Consider the following 13,463-nt stretch of genomic DNA (forward strand, 5'->3'; position numbering starts at 1 on the left):
CCCCTTCTCTCCTGAAAGCGAGCCTTTGCGCATGACCCTCACCGATTCCCCGACGGTCAACCGGGCGGGCGCCCGCTACGGTGACCCGGACTTCGTCCTCGGCGCGACCTCGCCGGTCATCGAGCAGCAGCTGCGCCACCGTTCGGTGCGCGCGTTCCTGCCTGGCCCCGTCACCGAGGAGGAACTGCGGGCCGTCGTGGCCGCGGCTTCGTCGGCGCCGACGTCCTCGAACCTCCAGGCCTGGAGCGTCATCGCGGTGACCGACCCGGCGCGCAGGCGCCGGCTGTCGGACCTGGCCGCCCGGCAGGAGTTCATCGCCGAGGCGCCGTTGTTCCTGGTGTGGGTGGCCGACCTCGACCGCAACCACCGCCTGGCGGAGCGCAACGGCAAGCCGCTCGACGCCACGGTCTACCTGGAGTCCACCCTGCTCGGTGTCATCGACGCCGCCCTGGCCGCCCAGAACGCGGTCGTGGCACTGGAGTCGCTCGGTCTGGGATCGGTCTTCGTGGGCGCGGTGCGCAACCACGCCCAGGAGTTCGCCGACGAACTGGGCCTCCCGCCGCACAGCGTGGCCGTCTTCGGGCTCGCGGTCGGGCGCCCCGACCCCACCGAGGAGGCCGGCGTCAAGCCGCGCCTCCCCCAGACCGCCGTCCTGCACCGCGAGACCTACAACGCCCCCGAGGCCGACGCCGACCTGCCGGCGTACGACAAGCGGCTGGCCGCCTACAACCGCGCCCACGGGCTCACCGGCGCCTGGACGGAGCGGGTCCTGGCCCGCCTCGCCGGCGCCTCCTCCATGGCGGGACGCGACAGGCTCCGCGGCATCCTCGAACGCCGCGGTCTGCCCTCCCGCTGATCTCCCGGCACGCCACGCCGGCCCACCGGGCCCAGCACCCGCCCACCCAGCGGTGGCACCAGCGACCCGCAGTCGGCGACCAGCCACCAGCGACACCCGTTACGAGAGAGAGCACATGATGAGCGAGCAGTACCCCCACTACGAGAACGTCTTCAAGGCGGCCGACACCCGCTACGACTCCTTGCCCTACCGCCGCACCGGACGGTCCGGGCTCCACCTGCCGGCCGTCTCTCTGGGGCTGTGGCAGAAGTTCGGCACGGACCACTCCTACGACACGCAGCGCGACATCATCCTGCACGCCTTCGACCTGGGCATCTCCCACATCGACAACGCCAACCGCTACGGCCCGCCCCACCGCGCCGCCGAGCAGACCCTGGGACGTGTGCTGCGCCGGGACCTGGCGCCCTACCGCCACGAGCTGATCCTCTCCAGCAAGGCCGGCGGCGTCTTCGGTCCGAACCCCAACCTCCGCGGTGGCGGCCGCAAGGCGCTGCTGACCTCGCTGGACCTCAGCCTGCGCGACCTCGGCACCGACTACGTCGACATCTTCTACCACCACAGGCCGGACGCGACGACGCCGCTCGAGGAGACCGCCGGCGCGCTCGCCACGGCCGTCAGGTCGGGCAAGGCCCTGTACGTCGGCATCTCCAACTACGCGCCCGACCGAGCCGAGGCCATCGCCCGGCTGCTCCGGGCCGAGGGCGTGCCGCTGCTCATCCACCAGCCGCGCTACTCCCTCTACGACCGCGGCATCGACCGCGACGGCCTCGCCGACCTGGCGATCGAGGAGGGCTTCGGTCTCATCGTCTACTCACCGCTGGCCCAGGGCCTGCTCACCGACAAGTACCTCGAGACCATCCCGGACGGCGCCCGCGCCCGGAACAGCGACTTCCTCAAGCCCGAGCAGATCGACGACACCTACCGGCACCGCACCGCCCGGCTCGACAAGCTCGCCCGGGACCGCGGCCAGTCGCTGGCCCAGCTCGCCCTCCAGTGGGTGCTGCGCAACCCCGCCGTCACCTCGGCGCTGATGGGCGCCAGCTCCACGGAGCAGCTCGACCACAACCTGCAGGCGCTGCGCGGCCCGGAGTTCACGGACGACGACCTCGCCGTGATCGAGGAGTTCGGCGTCCACGGCACGGGCCTGCCCGCCTGACGCACCGGGCCGTGGGAGCAACCGTCCCACCCCGGTGCGCGTCCCGTTCTACCGTGACGGCAGGGCGCCGTGACGTGGGAGGGGAACGTGGACATCAGCCTGGTCCCGCTCGACCGTCTGGAGCGTCTCGCCGCAAGGCCTGCGGGCGTCCGCCCGGAGGACCAGATCTGGGAGGCCCTGCGTGAACTGGGCACGACCCGGATGGGTCAGGCGGACCTCGGCGACGCGGTCCGCCTGCGCTGGGCCCGTCTGGCCGCCACGGCCGTCACTCTCAAGTACGCCCACGCCCACGACGACGACGCCAGGAAGCACGTCGACGTCGTACGGCTGAGGGCAGCCGCGATCAAGGCCCTGGGTCCCGGAACCGGTGATCCGGACAGGGATCCGGAAAACCTGTTCCGGTACCTCACGGAGAAGTGCGGAATGGCCTACGACGAGGTCGCCACCGAGACGTCGCAGTGGCGTGAGCTTCCCCGGGCGGAGATTCTGCGGCTGAGGAGAATCAAGAACATGCTCACAGCCGCACAGGGGGTCGAACAGCATCTGCCCAGCGGCAGTCCGGCGAGAGAGGCGGCCGAGAAGTGGCTGGCTCTGCTGCCGGATCTGCCCTGAGCCCTGTCGTGCGGGACGGTCCGCGACTCCCTGTCGCTGGTGGGCGGGGCTCCGGGCCGGCCGGAGCCCCGCCGACGGTCAGCTGGTGGGGAAGGAGTCCGCGGTGCTGATGCGGCTCTTCAGCAGAGCCCCGGACTCGGTCAGCACGCCGCTGCTGCTGTAGTCGCTGCCGTTGCAGGTGCCCGGCTTGAACGCCGCGCTGCCCTCATCGGCGTCGGAGTACGTCCAGTTCGCGTATCCGATCTTGTGCCGGTCGAGGAGGTCGAACCAGGCAGTGGTGCTGGCCCGGTCCACCGCTCCGCCGCCGGTGTAGGTCACGGTGCCGAACTCGGTGACGAACAGCGGGAGCCGGGTGGCCGCCCGGTTCACCACGGTGCGGTAGCTGTCCGTGTGGCTGGCGGCGTAGAAGTGGAACGCGTACATGATGTTGGTCGCGTTCACCGGGTTGTTGACGATCTCGCTCTCGTCGGCGCCGTCCGAGACGCCGAGCGAGGACCAGCCACGGGTGCCGACGATGACGACGGCGTCCGGGTCGGCGGCCCGGATCACCGGGATGACCTGCTCCGCGTAGCTCTTGATGGTCGCCCAGCTCACCCCGTTGGGCTCGTTGGCGATCTCGTAGATCACGTTCTTCTTGGCGGCGTTACGGGTCGCGACGGACTTGAAGAACGTCTTGGCGCGCTCGAGGTTGTAGGTCGGGTCGCCGGGAGTCAGCGTGTGGAAGTCGATCATCGCGTACATGCCGCGGGCCTCGGCCTGGTCGACGAGGTTGTTCACCTTGCTGGTGAAGCCCGCCGGGTCGGTCTCGTAACCGTCCTCCTGCACGTACATGGCGGTACGCAGCAGGTCCGACTTCCAGTCCTTCGCCAGCGCGTCCAGGGACGCGGTGTTGTAGCACTTGCTGAACCACTGCAGGCCGTGGGTGCTCATGCCCCGCAGCTGGATGGGTCGGTTGTACTGGTTGCACAGGTTCACGCCGCAGACGCGCAGCTGCCCGTTGATGCCCACGGGGGTACCGGTCGCCGGCGGCGGACTGGTCGGCGGGTCGGTGGGCGGCGGGGTGGTCGGGGACTGGTCCACGGAGCCCGTGCAGGCCACGCCGTTGAGCTTGAAGGACGTGGGCTTCGGGTTGGCGCCCGTGTACGAGCCGACGAAGCCGATGTCCGCCGCGGCGCCGGTGGCCAGTGTGCGGTTCCAGTCGACCGGGGCGGCGGTGACCGTGGAGCCGGACTGCGACAGGGTGGCGTTCCATCCCTGGACGAACTTCTGTCCCGCGTCCGGCCAGTCCCAGGTGAGCTTCCAGCCGGTGACGGGGTCGCCCAGGTTGGTGACCTTCACGCCGGCTTGGAAGCCGCCCTGCCACTGGCTGCTGATCGTGTAGTCGACCTTGCAGCCGGTGGCGGCCGAGACCTGGGGAGCGCTCAGCGCTATGAGGCCCAGACCCGTCGCGCAGGTTGCCACTAAGGCTGTCAAGCGTTTCAAGGCGTATCTCCTCGTGTGTGGGGGGGAGGGGGGACAACGGGATGGGAGCGCTCCCAGCGCCCGTCGAGGCGAGACCGTACACCGGTGCGGTGATCGGCGTACAGATGTTTGACCATCGAGTGCCCGGCCATCGAGGAACGGCCGACGCATGCTGCCGCCGTGCGCTACGGGAGGACGATGTCGCGGCCGGGTCCGCCCGTGAGGACGTCCTTGCCGGAGCCGCCGAGGAGCAGGTCGTCGTCGCCCTCGCCGTCCAAGGTGTCGTCGCCGGGTCCGCCGAGGACGATGTCGCGGCCGTCCCCGCCCATGGCGTGGTCGTCGCCCTGGCCGGCGTACACGACGTCGTCGCCGCCGTACCCCTGGATCATGTCGTCGCCCCGGCCGCCCGACAGCCGCTGGTCGGCATGGTCGCCCATCAGGTCGTCCATGCCGTCGCCGCCGTACAGGGCACCCGACCCCATGACCATGTCGTCCCCCGCGTCGCCCCGCGCCGTCCGCGCGGTGTGGGCGTGCAGTTCGTCGTCGCCGGGTCCGCCGCTGACGGTGCCGACCGCGGGGTCGAAGGCGGCGATCGTGTCGTCGCCGTCACCGAGGAAGACGTCGATCCTGTCGGGGCGGGGGCCCTCGACGGGCAGTTCGCAGACCACGGAGGTGAGGTCCTCGGCCCGGGAGTACGCGCAGTGGTCGCCGGGCCGGAGCGGGACCACGTCGCTGAAGCCGATCCGCCGGATCCCCTCGGCGGTGTACATGGAGAAGATCTGGAGGTTGTTGGCCTGGCCCGGAGCGGCGGTGAAGACGATCGACTGGCGGGCCCAGTCGGCGCCGACGCTCGCTTTCGCCTCCGCGGGGGCGGCGATTCCCGGACCGGTGGCAACACCCGTGGCGAGCAGGGCCACGGCGACCGCGCCGACGGTCACGCGGTGTAGGTTCACTGGACCTCGTTTCGGTGTGGGGGCGGTGGATCGATCGGGCTGTCTGCGGCACGGCACACCCCGGGAGGGCAGGCCGAACGGCGCGACAACCGCGGCGGGTTGACGAAGTCGCGGCGACCGCTCGGTGCCGGGGCCGGCCGGCGAGGGGACGGCGTCGAGCCGACAGCCGGGCCACGGCCTGCGGGCCGGGTGCGCGCCAGGAGCAAGGAAGCCCCGCCGGGGCAGAGTGACCGCGAGGTCCCCTGCCCCGACGGGGCTCGGTCTGCCGGGCGGCGGGTTTCCGGCGCCCGGCAGACCGGTGCCACGTGCGGCGTTCTTCAGCTCAGCTCAGCTCAACTCGGCCGGCTCAGGTGAAGTTGACGTCGCTGCACCACATGTAGGCCTGGTCGAGGTGCGAAGCCTGCCAGATCACGAACACGATGTGGTGGCCGCTGTAGCCGGAGGTGTTGACGTTGAACGAGATGTTCTGTGCCGGGGCGTAGCGGCCGGTCTGCGTGATGTAGTCGAGGTTGCCCCAGCCCAGGGTCTGGGTCTTGGGGTCGAACCCCTGCTTGCTCACGTAGACCTTGAAGTAGTCGGCACCGTGCGACGCCTGGTCGTAGAGCTGGACCGAGAAGTTGCTGCCGAGGTTGGTCGTCTTCCAGGCGCCGGGCTTGTTCAGGCTCGCGTTCCTGGAGAGGTTGTTGCTGCAGAGCGTCCCGTCGGGGGTCCGCGCCTGGAACTGGCCGCCGAGGCCATCGCGGAGGGCGCTCATCCAGTTCCACATGGTGTCAGGGTTGGCCTGGAAGGCCTGATAACACATGGGGTCTTCGGTCTGCATGGCGGGGTTGGTGTGGTTGCTACCCCACTTCTGCCAGCACTGGTACGCGCGGGTGGCAGGACCGACAATGGTGCCGTGAGCCTGGGCGGGGGCCGACCAGGCCAGCGCGCCGGCGACCACGGCGAACAGCATGACCAGCGCCTGGAGAGGTCGTCGGAGAGCCGACCGGGACCGCCCGGCTAACGGAAGCTGTGTGCGCATGTGGGGGGAACTCCTTCCAATTGGATGCACTGTGGGAGCGCTCCCAGCGTTACGACACATGAATGAAATGTCAATGGAGCAAACAAAATTGGTTGCAGAAGCAGCGGTGAACAGGGAGTTGTCGCCCTCTGCCTCTGCCGTGAGCGGGGTCGCGGCCACGCTCTCCGGCTCCGGGTGTCGCGGACCGCATGCAGGCCCTCCGCGAGCAGCGCCTCGCCGGCACCGTCCAGACCGACGCGGGAGGGCGCCTGACCCTTCGGATTCCGGACGACGTGGACCGGCCACAGCGGCTTGATGTGCTCGAAGGCCGGATCCGGTGCGTTTCGGCCAGGACGACAAGCGGGCCTCTCCTCCGGGGACCTCGCTGCGGGAGAAGTCGTTTCCCGTGCAGGAAGTGCACGGCAGGGCGTGCGGCGAAGACGGCCGACACGGCGTGAGGAGATGAGACGAAGTGACCGCTGTGGTGCTCGTGCACGGGCTGTATCACCGACCGGAGCGCTTCGCACCGGTGGCGAAATGTTTGCGGTCGAAGGGAACCGAGGTTGTCATGCCCGAGCTGCATCGGGACCGGGCTGTCGCTCCGTTCCGCGGCGGTCCGGCCTAGACTCGCCCGGCGGCAACACTCGTCGGCGCCAGGCGGCCTGAAGGGAAGTGCGTTCCGTGCCCACCTACGACAACCCGGTCATCAGCGGATTCCACCCCGATCCCAGCGTGTGCCGGGTGGGTGACGACTACTACCTGGTGTGCTCCAGTTTCGAGTACTTCCCGGGGCTGCCGCTCTTCCACAGCAGGGACCTCGTGCACTGGGAGCAGATCGGCAACGTTCTCGACCGCCCGGCCCAGTTGCCGCTGCCGCTCCCGGGCGCCAAGGCGTCCGGTGGCCTGTACGCTCCCACGATCCGTCACCACGACGGTCGTTTCTGGGTCGTCAACACCAACATCGACGGCGGCGGCAACTTCGTCGTCTCGGCCGAGCGGCCCGAGGGTCCGTGGAGCGACCCGGTGTGGCTGGATCTGCACGGGATCGACCCCGACCTCGCGTGGGAGGAGGACGGCACCTGCTGGTGCGCCTTCTCCGGGCCCGCGGGAGGCATCAACATGGCCAGGATCGACCCGGTCGGCGGGAAGGTGCTCGAGGGGCCGTTCCCCACCTGGTCGGGCAGCGGCCTCAAGTTCCCCGAGGCGCCGCACCTCTACCGCATCGGCGACTGGTGGTACCTGCTGATCGCGGAGGGCGGCACCGAACGCGGCCACAGTGTGTCCGTCGCCCGCAGCCGTTCGCCGCGCGGCCCCTGGGAAGGCGCGCCCGCCAACCCCCTGCTGTCGCACAGCGGCACCGGCCGCTCCATCCAGAACACCGGTCACGCCGACCTGGTGCGGGCGCCCGACGGCAGTTGGTGGATGGTGCTGCTCGGCGTCCGGCCCCGCGGCTTCACACCCGACGTGCACGTGCTCGGCCGTGAGACGTTCCTGACTCCGGTCGAGTGGGACGCCGACGGCTGGCCCGTCGTCACGCCCGTTCCCGAGAGTCACGCGGCACCGGGCGGCGCCTGGCACCCCGTGGCGCAGCCGCCCGCTCGCGACGACTTCGACGGGTCCGTTCTGGCTCCGCACTGGATCTCGCCGTTCGCCCGCCCGGAGGGCTCCTGGTCGCTCACAGAACAGCCCGGCCGGCTGACCCTGCGGGCCACCGGAACCACGCTCGACCGCCCGGGCTACACCTTCGTCGGCCGCCGCCAGCAGCACCACGACTGCCGTGTCGGCGTGTCGGTCGACCCGGGCACGGGACGCGGTGGACTGGCCGTGCGCCTGGACGAGGCCCACCACTACGAGCTGGAGGTCGGCGACGGTGAGGCGGGGGTCGTCGCCCGGATCGGGCCGCTGCGCCAGACCGTCGCCTCCCGGCCGGTCCCGCCCGGGCCGTTGACCCTCACCGTCACGATCCGGACGTCCGATCTCGTGCCCGCGTCACCCGAACTCACCGACGGCGGGACCACCGGCCCGGACACCATCGCCTTCTGGGTCGGCGATCCCGACGCCGAGGACGCCCGGCCGCTCGCCGAGCTGGACGGTCGCTATCTGTCCACGGAGGTCGCCTGCGGATTCACCGGCCGTGTCATCGGCATGTACGCCACGGAGGGCACGGTCGCCTTCGACTGGTACGCCTACGCTCCTGCCCCCGTACCCTCCGCCTGAGACGCGAAGGCGCGTCCCGGGCCGGGGCGGGCGGCGCCCCGGCCCCGCGGCTGCCGTGCCCCGCCCCAGGTCGTGGCCCCGGCACGCGTAGCCGTGACGGCCCCGCCCCCTTGTCCCGAACGCATCACCGGCTGGATAGCCTGTCCGCATGTCGCCTCGACCCGTCGGCTCGCGTCCGACCTTGTCACTGGTCGCCGAGACCGCCGGTACGAGTGTCCCCACCGTGTCCAAGGTGCTGCGCGGCGGAACCGACGTCTCGGCCGAGACACGGGCGAGGGTGATGGAAGCCGTACAGGCGGTCGGCTACACCCGCCGGGGCGGGGCCAAGATCGAGAGTGAGCGGGACGAGAGCGGTCTGTCCAACGTGCTCACCCTGGTGGTCACCCACTTCGAGGGTTCCTGGGCCAATCTGGTGACGGCCGGAATCGGGCGCGAGGCGGCGGCGGCCGGCCTGGACGTCGTGCTGACGCTGGCCGAGCCGCACACCGACTGGGCGACGCGGGTCCTCAGAAGGCGCAGCGTGGGCATCGTCGCGATGCCGGTCGACCCCAACTCGCGCCACCTGCACGCCCTCTACGCGGCAGGCGCCCCCGTGGTGCTGATCGACCCGATGAGCAAGCCGCCGGCCGGAGTGGCGAGTGTCGGCGTGGCGAACTGGGACGGTGGCCGCATGGCCGCCGAGCACTTCCTGTCCCTCGGCCACGGACGACTGGGCGTCGTGGCCGGCCATGCCCGTCACCTGTACAGCCGTGCGCGCGTCGACGGGTTCCGCGCGGCCGCCGAGACGGCGCCCGGCGGCGGGACCACGGTGTCCGTGGTGCACGGCGGGTGGGACCGGGCCAAGGCGACGGCCGCCACCCACGCCCTGCTGGACAAGGACCCGGGGGTCACCGGCATCTTCGCGTGCTCGGACACGATGGCCCTCGGTGTCTACGACGCGCTGACAGCTCGCGGGCTGCGCGTGCCCGAGGACATCGGTGTGATCGGCTTCGACGACCTGCCCGAGGCGCAGTGCGTCACCCCGGGGCTGACGACCATCAGGCAGCCGAGCGCCGAACTGGGTGCCGCGGCGGTGGGCCTCCTGCTCGACCTCTCCCGGAACGGGGCCGAGGGCGCGCGCCGCCCCGTCGGCATGGAACTCGCCACCGAGCTGGTCGTCCGCGCCTCCTGCGGTCGCGCCCCGGCCTCCGCGGCGACCCGCACGTAACAGCGCGGGACGAAGGGGCACTGCGGGGTCACCGGTCCGGCCGGCGGCCTCCCCACGACGGCGGCCGGTGACCGCCGTCGCGGGGAGTCGTGCGCCGGCCTCAGCCCTTGGCGGCGGCGGCGGTCGTGTCCTTGGGGATGTCGGCGCCGGTGCCCTTGCCCGCCAGCACCTTCACGACGGCGGTGTTCATGGCGTTGCCGACGTTCTGGCCGTACACGGTGTCCAGGAACATCATCGTGTAGGACGCCTTGTTGAAGGCCTCGAGCGCCGAGACGTTGTAGGACTCGGTGACGACGTCCTGGGCGTCCTTGTTCACCGGGATCGTGAAGAAGGCCTTCGCGTAGGCCCTCTGCTGGTCCTTGGTGACCAGGAACTGGAGGAAGCCGAAGGCCGCCTTCGGTGCGTCCTTGGACAGGGAGTAGCCGCCACCGCCGCCCATCAGGGCGGTCGGGTCGCCCTCGCCGCCTTCGACCGCGGGGAAGGCGAACCATCCCAGGTCGGGGAGCGACTTCTTGTCCGGGGTCAGGTTGGCGATCACACCGGGCTGCCAGGTGCCCATGAGTTCCATGGCCGCCTTGTGGTTGGCGACCATGCCCGCCGACGATCCCGCGCCCTGCTGCGACGGAGTCGTCAGGAAGCCCTTCTGGAAGGGGTCGGTCTCGAGGAAGTCCTCCAGGTCCTCACCGGCCCTGGTCCAGCACGGGTCGTCGAAGGTGAGCGACTCGGCGGCCTTGTTCATGGCGTCCTGGCTGCACTCGCGCACAGCGAAGTTGTAGTACCAGTGTGCGGCCGGCCACGCGTCCTTGGCCCCGACCGCGATCGGTGCGACGCCGCTCTTCCTCAGCTTCGCGACGGCGTCCTCGAGTTCCGCCATCGTCTTCGGGGGCGCGGTGATGCCGGCCTTCTCGAAGAGGTCCTTGCTGTAGTAGATGCCCTCGGGCTGCGTGTCGGTCGGCATCGCGTAGACCTTGCCGTCGATCGTGTTGCCCGCGACGGCCGCCTCCCCCGTGTTCGCCCGGTCGGTGTCGGTGAGCTCCAGCGCCTGGACCTGGCCGGCCTCGACCATGGCGCGCATCTTGCCGCCGCCGCGCTGGAGGAAGATGTCCGGCGCGGTGTCCGAGTTGAGAGCGGTCTGGAGCTTTCCGTCGAAGTCCTCGTTCTGGATCGCCTGGAGCTTGATCCTCACGTTCGGGTGCAGCGCCTCGTACTCCTTCACGGCCGCCTTGAAGTAGTCGTCACCGGGCCCGGGCATGGCGTTCTCCCAGAACGTCAACGTGATCCTGTCCCCGGACGAGGCCCCGCCGTCGGTGTCGCCGCCCGCGCAGCCGGTGGCGACGAGGGCGATGCCCACGCCCACCGCGGCAACGGTTTCCCAGCGTGTCTTCCTGATCATCGTGGAACTCCCTGATCTGTCGTCATGGAGACCACAAGCCGCAGTTTTTGCGCAAACTAATGGCCGTCCGTCAAGTCGCGGCAATGTCTACCGTGTCGAACAGGGTGGTTACTACCCAAAGTTTGCGCAGATTGCTGAATCGTTACTGGAGCGGGTGGGCGCGGCGCCGGAGACCTTGACACCCTTTTCGGCGGCTCCCTAGGGTGCGCAGAACCTCTCACGGAGCACGACCGGCCAGGCCACTCCCCCGCCCCCCCCCAGCAGCCCGCAGCAAAGGACCGTTGCCACCATGCGGATCGTCGTTCCCAGCCGGCCGACGGCGCGGCTCTCCGACGCCTGGCGTCATTGCGTGGGCACGGGCCGGCTGGACCTCGCGCTGCGGCGTGACTACCAGGACTCACTCGACCTCGTGCAGCGGGAGATCGGGTTCCGGTTCATCCGCGGGCACGGCCTGCTCAGCGACGGGATGGGCATCCACCGCCCCTACCAGCACGCCGGCGGGCGGCACGTACGCCACGCCTTCACCTACCTCGACCAGGTGGTGGACGCCTACCTGGAGAAGGGCGTCGCGCCCTTCCTCGAACTCGGCTTCATGCCGTCCGGGCTCGCCTCCGGCGAGGAGACCGTGTTCTGGTGGAAGGGGAACGTCACTCCCCCTCGCGACGAGAAGGAGTGGGCGGACCTCGTCCGCGCCGTCCTCGGGCATCTCACCGACCGCTACGGCCTGGACCAGGTGCGCCGCTGGCCGATCGAGGTGTGGAACGAGCCCAATCTGGCCCCTTTCTGGGCCGCCGACCAGGACGCGTACCACCGGCTGTACGAGGTGACCGCGCTGGCCGTGAAGGAGGTCGACGCCGAACTCCAGGTCGGCGGACCGTCCTTGGCGCCGGGTTACCAGGACGAGTGGATCCTTCGCTTCGCCGAGTTCGTCGAGGAGCGCGACCTGCCGATCGACTTCGTGAGCCGCCACGCCTATTCGTCCGGGCCCGAAGACCACGTGCCGTTCGGAACGCACCAGACCCTCATGCCGGCCTCGGCACTGCTCGAGCAGTTCGGCGCTCCCCGCAAGCAGTTGGCGGGCACCGGCCTCGCGGACCTGCCGGTGCACATCACCGAGTTCAACTCCTCCTACCGGCCTGACAACCCGATCCACGACACGGCGTTCCACGCGGCCTACCTCGCCCCGGTCCTGGCGACCGGCGGCGACCACGCGGACTCCTTCTCCTACTGGACCTTCAGCGACGTCTTCGAGGAGACGGGCATCCCCACCGCTCCCTTCCACGGCGGCTTCGGACTGCTGACCCACCGCCAGATCAAGAAGCCCACCTACCACCTGTACGCGTTCATGGCCGAGATGGGCGCACACATCCTTGCCCGGGGCGAGGACCACCTGGTGACACGGCACGACGACGGCAGGGTCACCGTGCTGGCGTGGGCGCCGGCCGACCCGGCCGGCGGCGAGCCCGTCGGCGGCCACACGGTCCGGCTGTCCCTGCCCGTCGGCGCGCCGGGGCCCCGCGGGTCCGCCTACGCGCGCCGCCTCTCCGTGAGCGAGGACGCCGGCAACGCGTGGGCGGCCTGGTGCGAGATGGGACGGCCGCTCGCGCCGGGCCACCGCCTGCTCGACGCGCTCCGCGAGGCGGCCGAACCCGCCCGTTCGCACCGGAGCGTCCCCGTCACCGAAGGGCGGGCGGACGTGGATCTGGTCCTGGGCCGCAACGGGGTGACGCTGCTCGAGCTCACCCCGGTCGTCGACGAGACGCCGCCATGGTGGAGTGACGACCGCCTCTTCGGCGGCGGCGCCGAGGAGGCTGAGGCTCCCGGGGTGTGACGCCCCCCTTCCGGGGGGCGCCCGCCGCCCCGGAAAAACTCGGGAGAGCTGACGGCCGCGCGCTGCTACGGTCGGCCCCATGAGCTGGCTGCCCGAAGACTTCGTCCACCCCGTACTGGTACCGCTGCCGGACGGCGGTCATCACCTGCGGCCGATCCGGGAGACGGACACCCCGCTGGACTATCCGGCGGTGATGGGCTCACGCGAGCGGCTGTGGGACATCTACGGCCCGGCCTGGGGCTGGCCCGCCGCCACCATGACCTACGAGGCCGACCAGGCCGATCTGCTGCGGCACGAGAAGGAGATCGCCGCACACGGGTCCTTCAACTACGCACTGTTCGACGCTGCTGAGACGGCTCTGCTCGGCTGCGTCTACATCGATCCGCCGGAGAGGGCCGGCGCGGACGCCGAGATCTCCTGGTGGGTGGTGGACGAACTCGTGGGCAGCAAGCTTGAGCAGGGTCTTGACGCACTGGTGCCGCGGTGGATCACCGCCGAGTGGCCGTTCCAGCGACCCCGCTTCGTCGGCCGCGAGATCTCCTGGCAGGAATGGCTCGCCCTGCCGGAGCACTCCGACACGTAAGGCACCGTTGCCGTCCCCCTCCCTCCGGTCGACGGCAACCACTGGTTCCGGCCACCGGGCAGCGGCCAGAATGCAGGGATGTCAGGCATACGCCCTCGAACGGACCGGTGCGCCCTCCTGATCCTCGGCGCACTGATCACCCTCCTGAGCGCGGCCCCGTCCGAAGCCGGCCCCGCCATACGCGGCCATCGGGG

At 70.6% G+C, this 13,463-nt stretch carries 11 protein-coding genes; 7 read left to right on the forward strand and 4 right to left on the reverse strand.

Annotated features, from left to right (window positions below):
• Positions 1–31: 31 nt before the first annotated feature.
• The 3 genes from ABT026_RS20980 to ABT026_RS20990 all read left to right on the forward strand — a co-directional run bounded on the left by ABT026_RS20980 (position 32) and on the right by ABT026_RS20990 (position 2,624).
• Positions 32–856: an NADPH-dependent oxidoreductase gene (locus ABT026_RS20980; protein WP_351116291.1), complete on the forward strand. Its 825-nt coding sequence runs from the start codon at positions 32–34 to the stop codon at positions 854–856.
• Between the two features lie 118 nt (positions 857–974).
• Positions 975–2,012, forward strand: a complete 1,038-nt coding sequence (locus ABT026_RS20985; protein ID WP_351116293.1) for an aldo/keto reductase — start codon at positions 975–977, stop codon at positions 2,010–2,012.
• Positions 2,013–2,099: 87 nt separating this feature from the next.
• Complete coding sequence (locus ABT026_RS20990; protein ID WP_351116294.1) at positions 2,100–2,624, forward strand: hypothetical protein; 525 nt, start codon at positions 2,100–2,102, stop codon at positions 2,622–2,624.
• Positions 2,625–2,702: 78 nt separating this feature from the next.
• Here the strand turns inward: ABT026_RS20990 and ABT026_RS20995 are convergent, their stop codons facing one another.
• The 3 genes from ABT026_RS20995 to ABT026_RS21005 form a co-directional block, all read right to left on the reverse strand.
• Positions 2,703–4,106 carry a cellulase family glycosylhydrolase gene (locus ABT026_RS20995; RefSeq protein WP_351116296.1) on the reverse strand — a complete coding sequence of 468 codons (1,404 nt, stop codon included), beginning with the start codon at positions 4,104–4,106 and terminating at the stop codon, positions 2,703–2,705.
• Between the two features lie 164 nt (positions 4,107–4,270).
• Positions 4,271–5,038: a calcium-binding protein gene (locus ABT026_RS21000; RefSeq protein ID WP_351116297.1), complete on the reverse strand. Its 768-nt coding sequence runs from the start codon at positions 5,036–5,038 to the stop codon at positions 4,271–4,273.
• A 346-nt stretch (positions 5,039–5,384) separates the two neighbouring features.
• Complete coding sequence (locus ABT026_RS21005) at positions 5,385–6,059, reverse strand: lytic polysaccharide monooxygenase auxiliary activity family 9 protein (protein WP_502968020.1); 675 nt, start codon at positions 6,057–6,059, stop codon at positions 5,385–5,387.
• 660 nt (positions 6,060–6,719) lie between these two features.
• Between ABT026_RS21005 and ABT026_RS21015 the strand changes: the two genes are divergently transcribed.
• Both ABT026_RS21015 and ABT026_RS21020 read left to right on the forward strand, forming a co-directional pair.
• Positions 6,720–8,255 carry a glycoside hydrolase family 43 protein gene (locus tag ABT026_RS21015; RefSeq protein ID WP_351116300.1) on the forward strand — a complete coding sequence of 512 codons (1,536 nt, stop codon included), beginning with the start codon at positions 6,720–6,722 and terminating at the stop codon, positions 8,253–8,255.
• A 148-nt stretch (positions 8,256–8,403) separates the two neighbouring features.
• Positions 8,404–9,462: a LacI family DNA-binding transcriptional regulator gene (locus ABT026_RS21020; protein ID WP_351116302.1), complete on the forward strand. Its 1,059-nt coding sequence runs from the start codon at positions 8,404–8,406 to the stop codon at positions 9,460–9,462.
• A gap of 100 nt (positions 9,463–9,562) precedes the next feature.
• Here ABT026_RS21020 and ABT026_RS21025 read toward each other — a convergent pair whose 3' ends face one another.
• Positions 9,563–10,855, reverse strand: a complete 1,293-nt coding sequence (locus ABT026_RS21025) for an ABC transporter substrate-binding protein (RefSeq protein ID WP_351116303.1) — start codon at positions 10,853–10,855, stop codon at positions 9,563–9,565.
• 289 nt (positions 10,856–11,144) lie between these two features.
• Here ABT026_RS21025 and ABT026_RS21030 point away from each other — a divergent pair, with 289 nt between their 5' ends.
• Positions 11,145–12,686, forward strand: a complete 1,542-nt coding sequence (locus ABT026_RS21030; protein ID WP_351116305.1) for a GH39 family glycosyl hydrolase — start codon at positions 11,145–11,147, stop codon at positions 12,684–12,686.
• Between the two features lie 79 nt (positions 12,687–12,765).
• A complete protein-coding gene (locus ABT026_RS21035; protein WP_351116306.1) occupies positions 12,766–13,269 on the forward strand; it encodes a GNAT family N-acetyltransferase in 504 nt (167 codons plus the stop codon).
• The last annotated feature ends 194 nt before the right edge of the window (positions 13,270–13,463 follow it).

It is taken from the genome of Streptomyces sp. NPDC002734 (genome assembly GCF_040295685.1).
Lineage (GTDB): Bacteria > Actinomycetota > Actinomycetes > Streptomycetales > Streptomycetaceae > Streptomyces.

Coding starts and splice junctions, on each gene's coding strand:
- ABT026_RS20980 (WP_351116291.1), top strand. CDS start 32: ATGACCCTCACCGATTCCCCGACGGTCAACCGGGCGGGCGCCCGCTAC.
- ABT026_RS20985 (WP_351116293.1), top strand. CDS start 975: ATGAGCGAGCAGTACCCCCACTACGAGAACGTCTTCAAGGCGGCCGAC.
- ABT026_RS21005 (WP_502968020.1), bottom strand. CDS start 6,059: ATGCGCACACAGCTTCCGTTAGCCGGGCGGTCCCGGTCGGCTCTCCGA.
- ABT026_RS21020 (WP_351116302.1), top strand. CDS start 8,404: ATGTCGCCTCGACCCGTCGGCTCGCGTCCGACCTTGTCACTGGTCGCC.
- ABT026_RS21025 (WP_351116303.1), bottom strand. CDS start 10,855: ATGATCAGGAAGACACGCTGGGAAACCGTTGCCGCGGTGGGCGTGGGC.
- ABT026_RS21030 (WP_351116305.1), top strand. CDS start 11,145: ATGCGGATCGTCGTTCCCAGCCGGCCGACGGCGCGGCTCTCCGACGCC.
- ABT026_RS21035 (WP_351116306.1), top strand. CDS start 12,766: ATGAGCTGGCTGCCCGAAGACTTCGTCCACCCCGTACTGGTACCGCTG.